A 19406-nucleotide genomic window follows, 5' to 3' on the forward strand; every position below is an offset into this window, starting at 1 on the left:
CGTGATCGCAGCAGTCAACGACGTCTTGCCGTGGTCGACGTGACCGATCGTGCCAATGTTGACGTGCGGCTTATTGCGCTCAAACTTGCTCTTTGCCATTAGTGGCTCTCCATTCTTGTCCCTTGAGGGGAATAATCTTCAAATCTCTGATGGGGCGTACCCCGATCACTTCTGACCGGAGTACTTTGCCTGGATTTCCTGCGCCACGTTCGACGGAACCGGCGAATAGTGATCGAACGTCATCGAGTACTGCGCGCGGCCCTGCGACATGGAGCGCAGGTTGTCGACGTACTTGAACATGTTCGCGAGCGGAACGTGTGCGCTGATCACGATGGTGATGCCACGCGATTCCTGACCCTGGATCTGACCGCGACGCGAGTTCAGATCGCCGATCACGTCACCGACGTAATCTTCAGGGGTGACGACTTCGACCTTCATCATCGGCTCGAGAAGCTGTGCACCAGCCTTCTTTGCTGCTTCACGGAAGCAGGCACGCGATGCGATTTCGAACGCCAGAACCGAGGAGTCGACATCGTGGTATGCGCCGTCGATCAGGGTCGCCTTGACGCCCAGCATCGGGAAGCCAGCAAGCGGACCGGAAGACAGAACGCTTTCGATACCCTTCTGAACGCCCGGGATGTATTCCTTCGGAACAGCACCGCCGACGATCTTGGATTCGAACTTGAATTCTTCGCCTTCAGGGTTCGGTTCGAAGATGATCTTCACGCGAGCAAACTGACCGGTACCACCGGACTGCTTCTTGTGCGTGTAGTCTTCTTCGTGCTGACGCGTGATGGTTTCGCGGTAGGCAACCTGCGGAGCACCGACGGTTGCTTCAACCTTGAACTCGCGACGCATACGGTCAACGAGGATGTCGAGGTGAAGTTCGCCCATGCCTGCAATGATCGTCTGACCGGATTCTTCATCCGTCTTGACGCGGAACGAAGGATCTTCAGCAGCCAGGCGGTTGAGCGCGAGGCCCATCTTTTCCTGGTCGCCCTTGGTCTTCGGCTCGATGGCGATCTGGATGACCGGCTCGGGGAATTCCATGCGCTCGAGGATAACCGGCTTCAGCGGATCGCAGAGCGTATCGCCAGTGGTGGTTTCCTTGAGGCCAGCCAGAGCAACGATGTCGCCGGCAAAGGCTTCTTCGATGTCTTCACGGCTGTTGGAATGCATCTGCAGCATACGGCCGACGCGCTCGCGCTTGTCCTTGACCGTGTTGATGACCGACGTGCCCTTTTCGAGCTTGCCGGAGTAGATGCGGGCGAAGGTCAGCGAACCGACGAAGGGGTCGTTCATGATCTTGAACGCGAGCATGGAAAGCGGCTCGCTGTCATCGGCATGACGCTCGATTTCGGCTTCGGTCTTGAAGTCGATGCCCTTGATCGCGGGAATGTCCAGCGGCGAAGGCAGGTAGTCGACGACGGCGTCGAGAAGCGGCTGAACGCCCTTGTTCTTGAACGCGGTACCGCAGAACATCGGGTGGAACTTCACGTCGATGGTGCCGCGGCGAACGAGCGAACGGATCTTCTCGTTGTCGGGCATGATGCCGTTCAGGTAGTCTTCCATCGCTTCTTCGTCGATCTCGACAACGGTCTCGATCAGCTTTTCGCGATATTCTTCAGCCTTGGCCTTCATGTCTTCAGGAATTTCGACGACGTCCCACTGAGCGCCGAGCGATTCGTCGCGCCAGATGAGTGCGTTCATCTCGATCAGGTCGATAACGCCCTTGAACTCGGTCTCAGCGCCGATCGGCAGCTGCATGACAACGGCGGTAGCGCCGAGACGGGTCTTGATCATTTCTACCGAGCGGTAGAAGTCAGCACCGGTCTTGTCCATCTTGTTGCAGAAGATCATACGCGGAACGTTGTACTTCTCAGCCTGACGCCAGACGGTTTCCGTCTGCGGCTCTACACCGGCGTTGGCGTCGAGAAGAGCGATGGCACCGTCGAGAACGCGCAGCGAACGCTCGACTTCAATGGTGAAGTCAACGTGGCCGGGGGTGTCGATGATGTTGAAACGGCGCATCTTGCCATCGCGACCCTTCCAGAAGGTCGTGGTCGCAGCGGACGTGATGGTGATACCACGTTCCTGCTCCTGTTCCATCCAGTCCATCGTGGCAGCGCCATCATGAACTTCGCCGATCTTGTGCGACTTACCGGTGTAATAAAGAATACGCTCGGTGGTCGTCGTCTTACCGGCGTCGATATGCGCCATGATACCGAAATTGCGGTAGTCTTCGATTTTATATTCGCGAGCCATAATGGACTGCCTTTCGATATGCGACCGTTTAAGATTACCAGCGGTAATGCGAGAATGCGCGGTTTGCGTCGGCCATCTTGTGCGTGTCTTCACGCTTCTTGACGGCGGAACCGCGGTTGTTCGCAGCGTCCATGAGTTCGCCGGAAAGGCGATCGACCATGGTCGTTTCGTTACGCTTGCGAGCAGCAGTGATCAGCCAGCGGATGGCGAGAGCCTGACGGCGCTCCGGACGAACGTCGACCGGGACCTGGTACGTAGCACCGCCAACGCGACGCGAACGCACTTCAACGTGCGGAGCAACGTTGTCGAGGGCGGAGTGGAACACGCCGAGCGGCTCCTGCTTCGTCTTGCCCTGAACGACGTCGAACGCGCCGTAAACGATGCTTTCCGCGACGGACTTCTTGCCGTGAAGCATGATGGCATTCATGAACTTGGTGACGACCAGATCGCCGAACTTCGGGTCCGGGTTGATCTCACGCTTTTCTGCACTATGGCGACGGGACATATTCTTTGTCTCTCAATGTTATTGACGCTAAACCACGCGGAGAACCTCGCGCAGCGCCTGATTGTTGTTGCCGAAAATTACTTCGGACGCTTCGCACCGTACTTCGAACGGCGCTGCTTGCGGTTCTTGACGCCCTGGGTATCGAGAACACCGCGGATGATGTGGTAACGCACACCCGGCAAGTCCTTCACGCGGCCGCCGCGGATCATGACCACGGAGTGTTCCTGAAGGTTGTGACCTTCGCCGGGAATGTAGCCGATGACTTCGAAGCCGTTGGTGAGGCGGATCTTGGCAACCTTACGCAGAGCCGAGTTCGGCTTCTTCGGGGTCGTCGTGTAAACGCGGGTGCAAACACCACGCTTCTGTGGGTTTTCCTGAAGTGCAGGAACCTTGTTGCGCTTTACCTGTGCCTGGCGGGGCTTACGGATCAGCTGGTTTACGGTAGGCATATAACCATCCCTTGCAAAAACTACTTTAGCCACCCTCACGGGTGGCGGCTATGCCGTTTCCGGCGACGAAGCACGCATATATCCTCATGCGCAAAACGTGGCCCGATCCGTTTTCACGGATGGACCACCAAGAGCAGAGGACGCCGGATGAGGCGTCTTGCGTGCAACATTCGTGTCTTCTACGTGCAATGAAGCTTCATTTGAGATGATGTCCGGGAAAAACGTTTCCGAACGGCCAGCACAGATAGAGGCTCCGATGGCGGGCGTACTACTGTTTTAGCCAGCTTTCGTCAAGGGCGAATCCGCATTTTGCGCTGGCACCCGAGGCCACAAAGCCTGCGCACAGGCCCTTTGCCCCCTCCTTCTAACATAAGTCACAGCCGGCAACAGCGATTTTGACCTCCGGCCTTTGGCTTTTCACAAAATCCGTCTATTGATTCCCTCAAGCGGGCCGGAGCTGGCACCGCCGCGCGCAAGACCGATTCCGTCCGGCCCGCATACTCCACAACGACATATCAAGGAACCGCGTCATGACCAACCTCCCCGACAACGACAACGGACGCGACGAGCCGATGGTCTTCATCGTCATCGGCAAGGCTTACGAACACGACAATTCCGAAGGCATCGACATCCACGTCATTCTGCGGGCGCCGGACGACGACACCGCCGTACGCGAAACGCTGAACGCGCTTTCGGAGGAAGGTTTCATCGAAGCCGACCTCGACCAGATCGGCATGCTGACTGAAGTTCCGGACGAAGAGCCGCACGCTTCCGCCTATCAGGGCGCCCTGGAGGGCGAAGTCGCCATCATCCGTTTCGCCTGAGGGATCGCCCTCACCGCGACAAATGCGCCGCCACCGATAAAAACGGCACCCGCCCACACCAGGGCGGTTGTCTTCCAGGACTTGATGCCAAGGCCGAAATCTTGCGTGCCAGCCACCCTTTCCTGCAAAAGACCTTGGTAAATTCCAATATATTAAGTCACTGATAGATTATATACTTTAAATATAATAGTATTATTTGTATTTCCGTTGAAATATACGAAGATATAAGATTAAATTGATCCCGACGCATGATTTCGGTGGCGGGTTGGATAATATATCTTCGGCAGACATTATAGATGACATTTACGAGGCAGCACTTTTTCCCGATCGCTGGGCAAACGTGATAGCCGCAATCTGCCACCGGCTCGATTTCTGGGGCGGCGCGCTCACCTGGGGCAAAGGCGAGGATGAAGCATGGCTCTATCCGCCCAATTTCCAGGAGCTCATGCAAGCCTTCATGAAGGGCGGCTGGAACCACCGCAACGATCGCCTCACACGCGCTGTCCGCGAGGGCCAATTTTCCTTCGTGCATGATTTCGATATCTTTACCCCTGACGAATGGGCGGGGCTGCCAATCGTGCGCGATTTCCTGATGCCGCGTGGACTGGGATATGGGGTGGCAACGCAGGTTGCGCCGCCGGATCATCCCGAAATGACTCTCCTGTTCGAACGCAAGCTCGACAGAGGAATCATTGGTCCGGAAACCATGGCGGCACTTGGCCGGCTGAGGCCGCATATCACCCGCAGCCTCACCCTCGCAACAGGGCTGCAACGCCAGAAAGCAGATGCCATCACGCTCGGCCTCAACGCCATCGGTGCGCCGGCGGCGGTGCTCCAGGCAAGCGGACGCGTTCTTTCCACAAACACCCTGTTCGAGGCGACCAAAAAGTGTATTTCCACCCGCGCCCGCGACAGGATCTTGATCTTGGACGAGAGAATAAACCGGCTGCTTTACAAGGCCCTCGCCGGCGGCAGTGTCAGTTCCTTACCCCTGCCGACAAGCGGAGACGGGGTGTGCATCCTTCACGTCATACCGCTGCGCAAGGACGCGCTGGATTTATCCCCTAACGGCAGCGCCATCGTGCTGATATCGCAACCATCAGACACCGTTGCCGACGTCACGCCGCTTCTGAAGGGGTTATACGATCTCACCAAGGGCGAGGCCCGTGTCGCGCTGGAAATCCTGAAGGGCCTTTCACTTCCCTCCGTGGCAAAGCAACTTCAAATCTCGCACGAAACGGTTCGCAGCAACGCCAAGTCTATCTATGCAAAGACCGGCAGTACGGGCCAAACCGATCTCGTTCGCCGGCTTTCCGTTTTGACGCGCTACACCATCGGTGAGCAGGAAAAACCCCGAGACGGGACTAGCCATGTGAAGGACCAGATCTGACCTTCGAACCCGACCAAAACAAAAAACGCCCGGATTACTCCGGGCGTTTTTTTACTGAACTTTGGCGGGGCTTCGTAAAGCCCCTGCCCTTGAGCAGACCTTATTCGGCCGGAGCCGGATCCGTCATGTCCTGCAGCATCTGTGTTGCAGAGCCTGCACCCGTACCCTTGCGGCGTTCCTCGAGAATGAGGTCGTCGCGCGAGGTGGCGATGCGGCGGATCTGCGTCATGGTGCCGCCGGTACCGGCCGGGATGAGGCGGCCGACGATGACGTTTTCCTTGAGGCCCTGCAGCGTATCCGTCTTGCCGGCGATCGCAGCTTCCGTGAGAACCTTGGTGGTTTCCTGGAACGATGCGGCCGAGATGAAGGACGGCGTCTGCAGCGACGCCTTGGTGATGCCGAGAAGAACCGGATCGCCATAGGCGGGCTTCTTGCCTTCTTCGATCAGGCGGTCGTTGTTGTCGTCAAGCTCGATACGATCGACATTGTCGCCAACGATGTAGTGGCTGTCGCCCGCATCGGTGATCTCGACCTTCTGCAGCATCTGGCGAACGATCACCTCGATGTGCTTGTCGTTGATCACAACGCCCTGCAGTCGGTAGACTTCCTGGATTTCGTTCACGAGGTAGGAAGCCAAAGCCTCTACGCCCTTGATTGCCAGAATGTCGTGCGGTGCCGGATTGCCGTCGAGAATGTATTCGCCCTTCTCGATGTAGTCGCCTTCCTGAAGATGGAAGGGCTTGCCCTTCGGGATCAGGTATTCGACCGGCTCGACGCCATCTTCCGCAGGCTCGATCATCACGCGACGCTTGTTCTTGTAGTCGCGACCGAGGCGGATCGTACCATCGATCTCAGCGATGACAGCATGATCCTTCGGACGACGTGCTTCGAACAGTTCGGCAACGCGCGGCAGACCACCGGTGATGTCCTTGGTCTTGGCGCTTTCCAGCGGCGAACGTGCAAGCACGTCACCCTGGAAGACCTTCGAACCAGGCTCAACCGACAGGATCGCGTCCACCGAGAGGTGGAAGCGAGCTTCGCCACCGCGGCTAAGCTTTGCAACAGCGCCGGAAGCATCCTTGATGATGATCGCGGGCTTGAGGTCCGAACCACGCGGCGTCGAACGCCAGTCAATGACCTGACGCTTGGTGATGCCGGTGGATTCGTCGGTGGCTTCCAGAACGGAAAGACCGTCGACGAGGTCCTCGAAGTGAACGGTACCTTCCACTTCCGTCATCATCGGACGTGTGTAGGGGTCCCACTCTGCAAGACGCTGGCCGCGTTTTACCTTGTCGCCATCATCAACGAAGATCTTCGAACCATAAGCGACGCGCTGCGAGGAACGTTCCACGCCACGCTCATCGAGAATGGTGACCGACATGTTACGGCCCATTGCGATGAGAACGCCATCGGAGTTCCGCAGGATGTTGCGGTTCTTGATCTGGATCGTGCCTTCGTACGAAGCTTCCAGGAACGACTGGTCGACCACGTTTGCCGTACCGCCAAGGTGGAAGGTACGCATGGTGAGCTGCGTGCCCGGTTCACCGATCGACTGTGCGGCGATGACGCCAACGGCTTCGCCCATGTTGACCGGAGTACCGCGAGCAAGGTCACGACCGTAGCAGACGCCGCAAACGCCGACCTGCACTTCGCAGGTCAGTGCCGAGCGGATACGGACGGACTGGATGCCAGCCTTCTCGATGATTGCAACGTCGGCTTCGTCGATCAACGTTCTGGCCTTGACGATGTTCTCGCCAGTTACCGGATTGTCGATGTCATCAAGAGCCGTACGGCCGAGGATACGTGCGCCGAGCGAGGCAACGACCTGACCGGCATCAACGATGGCGGTCATGGTGAGGCCCTTGTCGGTGCCGCAATCCACGGAGTTAACGATGCAATCCTGTGCCACGTCGACGAGACGGCGGGTAAGGTAACCCGAGTTCGCCGTCTTCAAGGCGGTGTCTGCAAGACCCTTACGGGCACCATGGGTCGAGTTGAAGTACTCGTTAACGGTCAGGCCTTCCTTGAAGTTCGAGATGATCGGCGTCTCGATGATTTCACCCGAGGGCTTGGCCATCAGGCCGCGCATGCCGCCCAGCTGACGCATCTGGTTCGGTGAACCGCGGGCGCCCGAATGGCTCATCATGTAGATGGAGTTCATCGGCTTCTGGCGGCCCGTTTCCGGGTCGAATTCCACAGCCTTGATGCGCGCCATCATTTCTTCGGCGACCTTTTCGGTTGCCTTACCCCAGGCGTCGACAACCTTGTTGTACTTTTCGCCCTGGGTGATGAGACCGTCGTTATACTGCTGTTCGTATTCCTTCACCAAGGCTTCGGTGTCACCGACGATCTTAACCTTGCTGTCCGGAATGACCATGTCGTCCTTGCCGAACGAGATACCGGCGCGGCAAGCGTGAGCAAAGCCGAGCTGCATGATCCGGTCGCAGAAGATGACCGTGTCTTTCTGGCCGCAATGACGGTAGACCGTGTCGATCATCTTGGAGATGTTCTTCTTGGTCATTTCCTGGTTGCAGACGTCGAACGGCACGTTGACGTTCTTCGGCAGAAGTTCGCCAATCAGCATACGGCCAGGCGTCGTTTCATGGATCTTAGAAACCGGCTTGCCGTCAGCATCCACGGTCTTGAAACGACCACGGATCTTGGCATGCAGCGTCACGACCTTGTTTTCAAGCGCGTGATGCAATTCGCCGATGTCCGAGAAGGCCATGCCTTCGCCGGGCTCATTCTGGTTCATGATCGACAGGTAATACAGGCCGAGAACCATGTCCTGCGAAGGAACGATGATCGGATGGCCGTTTGCCGGATGCAGGATGTTGTTGGTCGACATCATCAGCACGCGGGCTTCAAGCTGGGCTTCAAGCGACAGCGGCACGTGAACGGCCATCTGGTCACCGTCGAAGTCGGCGTTGAAAGCCGTGCAGACGAGCGGATGCAGCTGAATGGCCTTGCCTTCAACCAGCATGGGTTCGAAGGCCTGGATACCCAGACGGTGAAGCGTCGGTGCGCGGTTCAGAAGGACCGGATGCTCGCGGATAACCTCGTCGAGGATATCCCAAACTTCAGGCTTTTCCTTTTCAACCAGCTTCTTGGCCTGCTTGACGGTCGAGGAGTAACCCTTGGCGTCGAGGCGGGCATAGATGAACGGCTTGAACAGCTCGAGCGCCATCTTCTTCGGCAGGCCGCACTGGTGCAGCTTCAGCTCCGGACCGGTCACGATGACCGAACGGCCTGAATAGTCGACGCGCTTGCCGAGAAGGTTCTGGCGGAAGCGGCCCTGCTTGCCCTTGAGCATGTCGGACAGCGACTTCAGCGGACGCTTGTTCGCACCCGTGATGACGCGACCGCGACGGCCGTTATCGAACAGCGCATCGACGGATTCCTGCAACATACGCTTTTCGTTGCGGATGATGATACCAGGCGCGCGAAGCTCGATCAGGCGCTTCAGACGGTTGTTACGGTTGATGACGCGGCGATAGAGATCGTTGAGGTCGGACGTCGCGAAACGGCCACCATCCAGCGGAACCAGCGGACGAAGGTCCGGCGGAATAACCGGAACGACCTTCATGATCATCCACTCAGGACGATTGCCGGATTCCATGAAGTTCTCAACGATCTTGAGACGCTTCATGAACTTCTTCTGCTTGAGATCCGAGGTGGTCTCGGCAAGCTCGGCACGCAGGTCGCCGGCGATCTTTTCGAGGTTCATCGAAGCCAGCATCTCGTAGATGGCTTCAGCGCCGATCATGGCGGTGAACTGGTCTTCGCCGAACTCGTCGACGGCGATCATGTACTCTTCCTCGGACAGAAGCTGGTTCTGCTTCATCGAGGTGAGGCCGGGTTCGGTGACGATGTAGTTCTCGAAATAGAGAACGCGTTCGACATCCTTCAGCGTCATGTCGAGCAAGGTCGAGATACGCGAGGGAAGCGACTTCAGGAACCAGATATGGGCAACGGGCGCTGCGAGCTCGATATGGCCCATGCGCTCACGGCGAACGCGCGACAGCGTAACTTCAACGCCGCACTTTTCGCAGATGATGCCCTTGTACTTCATGCGCTTGTACTTGCCGCACAGGCATTCGTAGTCCTTGATAGGTCCGAAAATGCGTGCGCAGAAGAGACCATCGCGTTCCGGCTTGAACGTACGATAGTTGATGGTTTCCGGCTTCTTGATCTCGCCGTAGGACCACGACAGGATTTTTTCCGGCGAAGCGATCGAAATCCGGATGGAATCGAAATGCTGCGCAGGCACCTGAGGATTGAAAAGATTCATGACCTCTTGGTTCATGCCTTGTCTCCTTGAGAGGCTAGCTGCTGCCCCTGTTTGCATCTGGACCGGCTTCTTCCCGGGTCACCGTCCAGAGCTTTAAATACGGATTAACCGCACAATGCGGCGAAAGTGTCCCGCGGCAACCATTGGTCGCCGGGGAAACGGCAGGCGCCAACACGGCGCCCGCCTCTCTCATCTTTATTCCGCTGCGTCGGGCAGCTGATCCTCGGGCTGGGTCTCGACCTTCGAGTTCTCCAGTTCGACCGAAAGACCGAGCGACCGCATTTCCTTGACGAGAACGTTGAAGCTCTCGGGGATACCGGCCTCGAAGGTATCGTCGCCACGGACGATCGCCTCGTAGACCTTGGTGCGGCCCGCCACGTCGTCCGACTTGACGGTGAGCATTTCCTGCAGCGTGTAAGCCGCGCCGTATGCTTCCAGAGCCCAGACTTCCATTTCCCCGAAGCGCTGTCCGCCGAACTGCGCCTTGCCGCCCAGCGGCTGCTGGGTAACGAGCGAGTAAGGACCGATCGAGCGAGCGTGGATCTTGTCGTCAACAAGGTGGTTCAGCTTGATCATGTACATGTAGCCGACGGTGACCTTGCGGTCGAACGGCTCGCCGGTACGACCGTCATAAAGAACGGACTGACCGGATTCATGCAGACCTGCCTTCTTCAGCATCGCGGCAACGTCGGGTTCATGCGCACCGTCGAAGACCGGGGTCGCGATGGAAACACCGCGCTTGGCTTCTTCGGCAAGCTTGACCAGCGACTCGTCGTCGAAGCGCTTTACCTCGTCATGCGATTCACTCGCATAGATTTCGGTAAGCTCCGTGCGAAGCTCGCTGATGTCCATTGTCTTGCGATACTCTTCGAGCATCTCGCCGATCTTCTTGCCCATACCTGCGCATGCCCATGCGAGGTGGGTTTCGAGGATCTGGCCGACGTTCATGCGCGAAGGCACGCCGAGCGGGTTCAAGCAGATGTCGACATGCGTGCCGTCTTCGAGGAACGGCATGTCCTCGACAGGAACGATACGCGAGACGACGCCCTTGTTACCGTGACGGCCGGCCATCTTGTCGCCCGGCTGGATCTTGCGCTTCACAGCGACGAAGACCTTGACCATCTTCATGACGCCAGGAGGCATTTCATCGCCGCGCTGGACCTTCTCGACCTTGTCCATGAAGCGCTGTTCAAGGCGCGACTTGGATTCGTCGTACTGGCCGCGAAGTGCTTCCAGTTCGGACTGGGCCTTCTCGTCTTCGACTGCAAACATCCACCACTGCGAGCGGGGATATTCGGAGACGACGGCGTTGGAAAGCTCGACGCCCTTCTTGAAGCCCTTCGGACCGGCGATGGAAACGTGACCACGCAGCATGTCGATCAGGCGGCCGTAGACGTTACGGTCGAGAATTGCCTGTTCGTCGTCGCGGTCCTTTGCCAGACGTTCGATCTCTTCGCGCTCGATTGCCATCGCGCGCTCGTCCTTCTCCACACCGTGACGGTTGAAGACGCGGACTTCCACAACGGTACCAAACGTGCCCGGAGGCATGCGCATGGAGGTGTCGCGAACGTCGGAAGCCTTTTCACCGAAGATGGCGCGCAGAAGCTTTTCTTCCGGCGTCATCGGGCTTTCGCCCTTCGGCGTGATCTTGCCGACGAGGATATCGCCCGGCTGAACTTCCGCACCGATGTAAACGATACCGGCTTCGTCGAGGTTCTTCAGCGCTTCTTCCGAAACGTTCGGAATGTCGCGTGTGATTTCTTCCGGACCAAGCTTCGTGTCACGCGCCATCACTTCGAATTCTTCGATGTGGATGGAGGTGAACACGTCATCGGAAACGATACGTTCCGACATCAGGATCGAGTCTTCGTAGTTGTAGCCGTTCCAGGGCATGAACGCGACGAGCGCGTTACGGCCAAGAGCCAGATCGCCGAGGTCGGTCGACGGACCATCAGCGATGATGTCACCCTTGGAGATGATGTCACCGACAGCGACCAGCGGACGCTGGTTGACGCAGGTGTTCTGGTTCGAACGCTGGAACTTCTGCAGACGGTAGATATCGACGCCCGACTTGCCGGCATCGAGTTCTTCCGTAGCGCGGATAACGATACGGGTCGCATCCACCTGGTCGACGACACCGCCGCGGCGAGCCGCGATGGCAGCGCCGGAGTCACGGGCGACGATCGGTTCCATGCCTGTGCCGACGAACGGCGCTTCCGCCCGCAGAAGCGGAACGGCCTGACGCTGCATGTTCGAGCCCATGAGAGCGCGGTTGGCGTCGTCGTTTTCCAGGAACGGAATGAGAGCCGCTGCGACCGAAACGAGCTGCTTCGGCGAAACGTCCATCAGGTTAATGTTGTCGCGCGGTGCGAGCATAACTTCGCCCGAGTGACGGCAAACAACGAACTCTTCAGTGAAGGCGCCTTCGCCATCGAGCTCGGCATTGGCCTGTGCGACGTAGTACTTGGCCTCTTCCATAGCGGAGAGGTAGATAACGTCGGTCGTCACCTTGCCGTCGATGATCTTGCGGTACGGGCTTTCGATGAAGCCGTACTTGTTGACGCGGGCAAAGGTGGCAAGCGAGTTGATCAGACCGATGTTCGGGCCTTCCGGCGTTTCGATCGGGCAAATACGGCCGTAGTGGGTCGGATGAACGTCGCGGACTTCGAAGCCGGCGCGCTCACGGGTCAGACCACCCGGTCCAAGAGCCGAAAGACGGCGCTTGTGGGTGATTTCCGAAAGCGGGTTCACCTGGTCCATGAACTGCGACAGCTGCGAGGAACCGAAGAATTCGCGAACGGCGGCAGCTGCCGGCTTCGCATTGATCAGGTCCTGCGGCATCACAGTGTCGATTTCGATCGAGGACATACGTTCCTTGATCGCACGTTCCATGCGCAGAAGGCCGAGGCGGTACTGGTTTTCCATCAGCTCGCCGACCGAACGCACACGGCGGTTGCCGAGGTTGTCGATGTCGTCGATTTCGCCCTTGCCGTCGCGCAGTTCGACCAGCATCTTGACGACAGCGAGGATGTCTTCCTTGCGCAGCGTGCGCACGGTGTCTTCCGCGTCGAGGTCGAGACGCATGTTCATCTTCACGCGGCCAACAGCCGAGAGATCATAACGTTCTGCATCGAAGAACAGCGAGTTGAACATCGCTTCTGCCGAATCCATGGTCGGCGGCTCACCCGGACGCATGACGCGGTAGATATCGAACAGCGCTTCCTGGCGGTTCTGGTTCTTGTCCGCATGCAGCGTGTTGCGGATATAGGCGCCAACATTGACGTGGTCGATGTTGAGGACCGGAATCTCGTCAAAGCCGGACTGAAGAATGAGGCCAAGCGTCTTTTCGTCGATTTCGTCGCCGGCTTCGAGATAGATCTCACCCGTCGAGTAGTTGACGATGTCTTCGGCAAGGAAGTTGCCGTAGAGATCTTCGTCAGTCGCCTTAAGTGCCTTCAGGCCCTTGTCGACGAGCTGGCGGATAAGACGCGGAGTCAGCTTCTTGCCACCTTCGACAACGACTTCGCCGGTGTCGGCGTCGATCATGTCGGTGATGACCTTGGCATTCTTCAGCGTTTCAGGCTGGAACGGAATGCGCCAGCCATCGCCGGAGCGCTCGTAGGAAGCCTTGCTGTAGAACGTCGACAGGATTTCTTCACCATCCATGCCAAGCGCCATCAGGAGCGAGGTCACGGGCAGCTTGCGGCGACGGTCGATACGCGCATAGACGATGTCCTTGGCGTCGAACTCGATGTCGAGCCAGGAACCGCGATACGGGATGACGCGGGCAGCGAACAAAAGCTTGCCGGAAGAATGGCTCTTGCCCTTGTCGTGGTCAAAGAATACGCCCGGCGAACGGTGCATCTGCGAAACGATGACGCGCTCTGTACCGTTGACGATGAACGTGCCGTTATTGGTCATGAGCGGCATGTCGCCCATGTATACGGACTGTTCCTTGATGTCCTTGATGGACTTCGCGCCTGTATCCTCGTCGATATCGAACACGATGAGGCGCAGCGTCACCTTCAGCGGCGCTGCGTAGGTCAGATCGCGCTGACGGCATTCCTCGACGTCAAACTTCGGCGCTTCGAATTCGTAAGACACGAACTCGAGCATGGATGCGCCGGAAAAATCGGTGATCGGGAATACGGATTTGAATACGGCATTCAATCCCTCGTCGGGACGGCCACCCTTGGGCTCGTCAACCATGAGAAACTGGTCATACGAAGCCTTCTGAACCTCGATGAGGTTCGGCATTTCCGCTACTTCTGGAATTTTGCCGAAAAACTTGCGTACGCGCCTGCGACCGTTAAACGAAAGGGTCTGAGCCATCGTCGCTCCTTTAAAATTGCATCCGGGCCTGCAACGGACGGGAACCGATGGCCAGTCGATCCCGTCAAGCAATGGGTGTCATCAATCTCGTTCCACATCCCGGATCGATCAGGCCGGATTGCCTAGATGAGCCGGTTCGGAACCATTCTCTTGAAGAACCCATTACCCAAAAGCCATTTTCACGCGGCTTTTGGGTAATAAGTTTTAAAACGATGACGACGGAAAGGGGCATGAAGCCCCTTCCCGCCAGCAATCGCAAGATTACTTAACGTCGACCTTGGCGCCAGCGTCTTCAAGCTTCTTCTTGAGGTCAGCAGCTTCAGCCTTGGAAACAGCTTCCTTGACAGCCTTCGGAGCGCCTTCAACGAGGTCCTTAGCTTCCTTCAGGCCGAGACCCGTGATAGCGCGGACTTCCTTGATGACGTTGATCTTGTTGGCGCCAGCGTCAACCAGGATCACGTCGAATTCGGTCTTTTCTTCTTCAACGACAGCAGCAGCGCCAGCACCGCCAGCAGCAGCAACAGCTACCGGAGCAGCGGCGGAAACGCCCCACTTTTCTTCGAGAAGCTTCGACAGTTCTGCAGCTTCCAGAACGGTCAGGGTGGAGAGGTCTTCAACGATCTTTGCGAGATCAGCCATTTTGATAGTTCCTTTTGTTCAGTTCGAACCAGTTTGAATAATTACAGCGAAAAACCGCCTTAAGCGGCTTCGTCCTTCTTGGCGTAAGCCGAGAACACCCGTGCAAGCTGGCTTGCAGGTGCTGCGACAACCGTGGCGACGCGAGTTGCCGGGGCGTTGAGTAGGCCCAGCAGCTTTGCGCGCAGCTCGTCCAGCGAAGGCAGGGTCGCAAGCGACTTGACTGCTTCGGCGTTGAGCGTGGTTGCGCCCATGGAACCGCCGAGAACAACGACTTTATCGTTGGTCTTTGCGAAATCCATGACGACTTTCGGAGCAATCATAGGGTCGACGCTGTATGCAATCAGCGTCTGGCCCTTGAAGAGATCTGTCATCCCTTCCGACTCCGTGCCCTGAAGAGCGATCTTGGCCAGGCGGTTCTTCGCGACCTTGACGGTGCCTCCGGCAGCGCGCATTTTCGAACGGAAGTCGTTCATTTGCGCAACGGTGACACCAGCATAGTGGGCCACGACAACCGAACCGGAAGCCTTGAAGACTTCGTTCAGCTCCGTGACGAATTCGCGTTTTTCCGCTCTTTCCACTGTCTGTCTCCAGTAGACGGGGCCACATAAGTGTGAACCCGTCGGGTTTGCCTTTGCCCCAAGGGACCTTTTTACAAAGATCCCGAGCGACGCTCGAGGATCCTGTCCCCCGCTCTGTCGCCGCAAACGGCTTCAGGCACAGGCACACCAGGTTCGAACCGGACAGTCAGGCATCTGCGATGCCTCAAATCCAGCCTCACCCGTCTCATGCAGGTTGAATGATTAAGGCCAAACCCCGAAGGACATGGCCACCCGCAATCTCGGACAGGAGTTCCGGGTTTCCCCGGAAATCTCCGGCTCCCTGAGAGCCGGAAATTGTTTTAATCACGCTCCCCGACAGGGAAGCACGAGAATTGATTAAGCCGTAACCGACGAAGGTTCGATCTTGACGCCCGGACCCATGGTCGAGGAGATGGCAACGCGCTTGACGTAGTTGCCCTTGGCACCCGTCGGCTTTGCCTTGATGACCGCATCGGCGAAAGCCTTGATGTTTTCTTCAAGAGCCTTGGCGTCGAACGAAGCCTTGCCAATACCAGCGTGTACGATACCGGCCTTTTCGACGCGGAACTCGACAGCGCCGCCCTTGGACGCCTTGACGGCGCCGGCAACATCCATCGTCACCGTACCGACCTTCGGGTTCGGCATCATGCCACGCGGGCCGAGTACCTTGCCGAGACGGCCGACGAGCGGCATCATGTCCGGGGTCGCGATGCAACGATCGAAGTCGATCTTGCCGCCCTGAACGATTTCAACCAGCTCTTCTGCGCCAACAACGTCAGCACCAGCAGCCGTGGCTTCATCAGCCTTGGCGCCACGTGCAAAAACGGCGACGCGAACGTCACGGCCCGTGCCGTTCGGCAGGTTGACAACGCCGCGAACCATCTGGTCCGCATGGCGCGGGTCAACGCCGAGGTTCATCGAAACTTCAACGGTTTCGTCGAACTTGGCGATCGCACGTTCCTTGACCATCGAAATGGCGTCGGTGAGAACGTAGAGCTTGTTAGGATCCACACCTTCGCGGATCTTCTGAATACGCTTTGCTACCTTGGCCATGATCAACCTACTACTTCCAGGCCCATGGCGCGGGCAGAGCCCTCAACCATTGCCATTGCGCCTTCGATATCGGCAGCATTCAGATCCTTCATCTTGGCTTCAGCGATCGTCTTGACCTGAGCCTTGGTGATGGAGCCAACCTTGGCGCCCTTGCCAGGCGTCTTGGAGCCGGAGGTGATCTTTGCTTCCTTCTTCAGCCAATAGGTCATCGGCGGCTGCTTCATGACGAAGGTGAAGGACTTGTCCTGGTAATAGGTGATGACGACCGGAATCGGCATACCCTTTTCCATTTCCTGCGTGGCGGCATTGAACGCCTTGCAGAATTCCATGATGTTGATGCCGCGCTGACCAAGTGCAGGACCGATCGGCGGGGACGGATTGGCCGACCCTGCCTTCACCTGCAGCTTGAGCTGGCCCATAACTTTCTTAGCCATATCTCTCTGCCTTTCAATTCAAACCGGTTTCCCGGCTTCTCTCTAGCCGGATCGCTCCGGCGGCTGCGGTTGCGTGGTGCGGCGCCCTGCCCCGGCTATGGGAGCCCGTTTGCCTTCCACGCGATTGGGGTTTCACCCCTCCAGTCAGACCTTCTCGACCTGACTGTATTCCAGCTCGACCGGCGTAGCGCGGCCGAAAATCGAAACTTCCACCTTCAGGCGCGAACGCTCTTCGTCGACATCCTGAACAACGCCGTTGAACGACGCGAACGGACCATCGGAAACGCGAACCTGCTCGCCGACTTCGAACGAAACCGAAGACTTCGGACGCTCGACGCCCTCCTGAACCTGACCGAGGATACGATCGGCTTCATAATCCGGAATCGGAACAGGCTTATTGTCCGAACCGAGGAAACCGGTCACCTTCGGCGTGTTCTTGATGAGGTGATAGGCCTCATCCGTCAGGTTGGCGCGCACAAGCACGTAACCTGGAAAGAACTTGCGCTCGCTGTCGACCTTGCGGCCACGACGCACCTCGACAACCTTTTCGGTCGGAACGAGGATTTTCTCGAAAAGATGATCAAGACCCTTCTGACGAGCCTTCTCTTCGATCGACTCAGCGACCTTCTTTTCGAAATTCGAATATGCGTGAACGATATACCAGCGCGCTGCCATTTTTATTCTCCGTTCAATCCGTTACCGGCCGACGTTCAGCACGAGGCTAAGCACCCAGCCGATGAGCTGGTCAGCAGCAAAAAAGAACAGAGCCGCAAAAACGACCATCACAAGCACCATAGCCGTCGAAATCATGGTCTCGCGGCGCGACGGCCAAGTGATTTTAGACGCTTCGGCGCGAACCTGCTGCAGAAACGTAAACGGATTGGTTTTGGATGCCATTGACTGCCCACGCAATTACGGCGCGTAAAGCCGAACTAATCAGCCCCACGCACCGCGTGTCTGTTTTGACCTTACATAAACACCGATTCCAGTTTTAACAAGAGGAAATCGACATTCGGCGAAATTCGCCGGAAAACCGGCACCCATCTGCCATGCAGCGAAGACCGCGCTTGCGGATGGAAAGTGGCAGGGGCAGTAAGGCTCGAACTTACGACCTGCGGTTTTGGAGACCGCCGCTCTACCAACTGAGCTATACCCCTTTAACACCTTAGCCGACCACGAAAATCACTTGGCCGCTTCGGTATGCGTTCCCTTTAAGGCGCACGGAAAAGAATGGCAAGCGCTTTTTATTCGCTTTCGGAAGAAACTGTTGACGCCCTCCCCGCCACGTTTTTTCCTCGGCCGCTTAACCGGTTACCCCCAAGCCCGTCACCTCAACGAACCCCTTTGCGGCATCCAAATGCGCTGGTTTGATACCTTTCGCAACCGACCTTTAATCTGTTACGGCTCAAGCGCACTGCGATCGGACCTGATCAACTGACGCTCCCGATACTTGCGCTTGAAGTGTGCGACGTTGCGCGTCAACGAACGCCGCCATTTACGGATTGTCGCCAGCGAAAAGAATCTGTCGAGCTCTTGCGCCACACCGCGCCAACCACGGCGTTTCTTAAGACCATAATTGCTGCGGCCAAATCCCGAATGGCTGACGCCGGCTTCGGCCAACCACGCCATGATCGCGCCCTGATCCTTATAAAAGATACTAATTTCCGCCTCTGTCCGGAAACCAGCATAACCTTGCGGTAGTTTTTTATAGCAGGACAACCGCTTGACGGTCGGATTGAAGGTGAAGCTATGCCAGACACGATGCGCGGTCGGCGGTATTCGCCAATACCCTAAATCTTCAACTGCCTGCGCCTTACGCCGAATGTCACGGGGCATGTCGTCATCGGTTCTGAGTTGAACGAGCGCCACTTGCGGGTCCCGCTTCAGTATTTCGATGCCCCTGCCCACAACCTTAGAAACAGGAAATGCCCAGTCGTCTTCGAGATGCAGGATGTAAGGGGTTTGCACTTCCGAATATGCCCGGTCGATAGAGCGGTGCTGCCCAATGTTGACGCCGTTCAAAATGACGCGGATCGGTTGCTCTGGATACCGCGCCGGAATCGCCCACACCGATTCGTCGTCAGAGTCCTCGATAATGATAAATTCCCGTAGCGGGTAATCATTAGTAGAGAAGAAGCTATCGAGAGTTCCGATGAGAAGATCAGGACGGCGACAGCTGGTGAGCACAACAGTTAAATCGGACATGAAGTCGTCTCGGAAGAAAACTGGCCGATAAAAACAAGCCAGCCAAGCGCTAATCAATATAGTTTCATCTACGTCAAACGAGTTGCAGGCGAATTACGCCGCTAAATACAAATAGAATTACATAATAATAAAGCATAAATCACAACTATCTTAAATATATCGCATAATATACGCACAAAATAAGTAAAATATCAGAATTTGGACTCACATAATAAAACTATACGAATCTTTCAACTATATAAATTTACAAAAATCGATTTTTACATAAAAAAACGGCGATGCCGAAGACACCGCCGTTTTAGAACTAGATTTTTAAATCCGGCGAAACCGCCGTCTGTCGAAGATTACTCGACGATAGAAGCGACGATGCCGGCGCCGACGGTACGGCCGCCTTCGCGGATAGCGAAGCGCAGCTTTTCTTCCATCGCGATCGGAACGATC

At 57.0% G+C, this 19406-nt stretch carries 16 protein-coding genes, 1 tRNA gene and 1 pseudogene; 2 read left to right on the forward strand and 16 right to left on the reverse strand.

The features are described from left to right. From ASD46_RS26510 to rpsL, 4 genes are all read right to left on the reverse strand, one after another. On the reverse strand, positions 1 to 99 hold a 99-nt coding region (locus ASD46_RS26510), incomplete at its 3' end, for a GTP-binding protein (protein WP_141681087.1). Positions 100 to 165: 66 nt separating this feature from the next. After that, positions 166 to 2265 (reverse strand): elongation factor G, encoded by a 2100-nt coding sequence (fusA, locus tag ASD46_RS10935; RefSeq protein ID WP_003519335.1) that lies wholly within the window; start codon positions 2263 to 2265, stop codon positions 166 to 168. 34 nt (positions 2266 to 2299) lie between these two features. Continuing rightward, on the reverse strand, positions 2300 to 2770 hold the full coding sequence (gene rpsG / locus ASD46_RS10940; RefSeq protein WP_003507761.1) for a 30S ribosomal protein S7: 471 nt from the start codon (positions 2768 to 2770) through the stop codon (positions 2300 to 2302). Between the two features lie 77 nt (positions 2771 to 2847). Further along, the gene (gene rpsL, locus ASD46_RS10945; protein WP_003507760.1) at positions 2848 to 3219 is read right to left on the reverse strand and encodes a 30S ribosomal protein S12; all 372 of its coding nucleotides are present in this window, start codon (positions 3217 to 3219) and stop codon (positions 2848 to 2850) included. 530 nt (positions 3220 to 3749) lie between these two features. Between rpsL and ASD46_RS10950 the strand changes: the two genes are divergently transcribed. Together ASD46_RS10950 and ASD46_RS10955 are read left to right on the forward strand one after the other, a co-directional pair. Then, positions 3750 to 4043: a hypothetical protein gene (locus ASD46_RS10950; RefSeq protein WP_003519341.1), complete on the forward strand. Its 294-nt coding sequence runs from the start codon at positions 3750 to 3752 to the stop codon at positions 4041 to 4043. A gap of 265 nt (positions 4044 to 4308) precedes the next feature. Beyond that, positions 4309 to 5433: a helix-turn-helix transcriptional regulator gene (locus ASD46_RS10955; RefSeq protein WP_025593956.1), complete on the forward strand. Its 1125-nt coding sequence runs from the start codon at positions 4309 to 4311 to the stop codon at positions 5431 to 5433. Between the two features lie 100 nt (positions 5434 to 5533). On the opposite strand, the gene rpoC is transcribed toward ASD46_RS10955, so the two are convergent. The 12 genes and pseudogenes from rpoC to ASD46_RS26515 all read right to left on the reverse strand — a co-directional run. Beyond that, a complete protein-coding gene (gene rpoC / locus ASD46_RS10960; RefSeq protein ID WP_003519344.1) occupies positions 5534 to 9739 on the reverse strand; it encodes a DNA-directed RNA polymerase subunit beta' in 4206 nt (1401 codons plus the stop codon). A gap of 180 nt (positions 9740 to 9919) precedes the next feature. Next, positions 9920 to 14056 carry a DNA-directed RNA polymerase subunit beta gene (rpoB, locus tag ASD46_RS10965; RefSeq protein ID WP_013636439.1) on the reverse strand — a complete coding sequence of 1379 codons (4137 nt, stop codon included), beginning with the start codon at positions 14054 to 14056 and terminating at the stop codon, positions 9920 to 9922. A gap of 64 nt (positions 14057 to 14120) precedes the next feature. Next, on the reverse strand, positions 14121 to 14288 hold the full coding sequence (locus ASD46_RS27065; protein ID WP_153793990.1) for a hypothetical protein: 168 nt from the start codon (positions 14286 to 14288) through the stop codon (positions 14121 to 14123). Positions 14289 to 14317: 29 nt separating this feature from the next. Beyond that, the gene (gene rplL, locus ASD46_RS10970; protein ID WP_003519347.1) at positions 14318 to 14695 is read right to left on the reverse strand and encodes a 50S ribosomal protein L7/L12; all 378 of its coding nucleotides are present in this window, start codon (positions 14693 to 14695) and stop codon (positions 14318 to 14320) included. 59 nt (positions 14696 to 14754) lie between these two features. Then, positions 14755 to 15273: a 50S ribosomal protein L10 gene (gene rplJ / locus ASD46_RS10975; protein ID WP_003519348.1), complete on the reverse strand. Its 519-nt coding sequence runs from the start codon at positions 15271 to 15273 to the stop codon at positions 14755 to 14757. A gap of 357 nt (positions 15274 to 15630) precedes the next feature. Next, entirely contained in the window at positions 15631 to 16326 is a 696-nt protein-coding gene (rplA, locus tag ASD46_RS10980; RefSeq protein WP_025593957.1) for a 50S ribosomal protein L1, read from the reverse strand. 2 nt (positions 16327 to 16328) lie between these two features. Further along, positions 16329 to 16760, reverse strand: a complete 432-nt coding sequence (gene rplK, locus ASD46_RS10985; protein ID WP_003519352.1) for a 50S ribosomal protein L11 — start codon at positions 16758 to 16760, stop codon at positions 16329 to 16331. Positions 16761 to 16904: 144 nt separating this feature from the next. Beyond that, positions 16905 to 17435 (reverse strand): transcription termination/antitermination protein NusG, encoded by a 531-nt coding sequence (nusG, locus tag ASD46_RS10990; RefSeq protein ID WP_003519353.1) that lies wholly within the window; start codon positions 17433 to 17435, stop codon positions 16905 to 16907. A 21-nt stretch (positions 17436 to 17456) separates the two neighbouring features. Continuing rightward, the gene (gene secE / locus ASD46_RS10995) at positions 17457 to 17657 is read right to left on the reverse strand and encodes a preprotein translocase subunit SecE (RefSeq protein ID WP_025593960.1); all 201 of its coding nucleotides are present in this window, start codon (positions 17655 to 17657) and stop codon (positions 17457 to 17459) included. Between the two features lie 184 nt (positions 17658 to 17841). Beyond that, positions 17842 to 17917 (reverse strand) — tRNA-Trp (locus tag ASD46_RS11000). A 241-nt stretch (positions 17918 to 18158) separates the two neighbouring features. Beyond that, entirely contained in the window at positions 18159 to 18965 is an 807-nt protein-coding gene (locus tag ASD46_RS11005; RefSeq protein ID WP_060642267.1) for a glycosyltransferase family 2 protein, read from the reverse strand. A 344-nt stretch (positions 18966 to 19309) separates the two neighbouring features. Next, a pseudogene (locus ASD46_RS26515) lies at positions 19310 to 19406 on the reverse strand (elongation factor Tu); the annotation flags it as partial.

Source organism: Rhizobium sp. Root491, from assembly GCF_001427205.1.
GTDB classification, from domain to species: Bacteria; Pseudomonadota; Alphaproteobacteria; order Rhizobiales; family Rhizobiaceae; genus Agrobacterium; species Agrobacterium tumefaciens.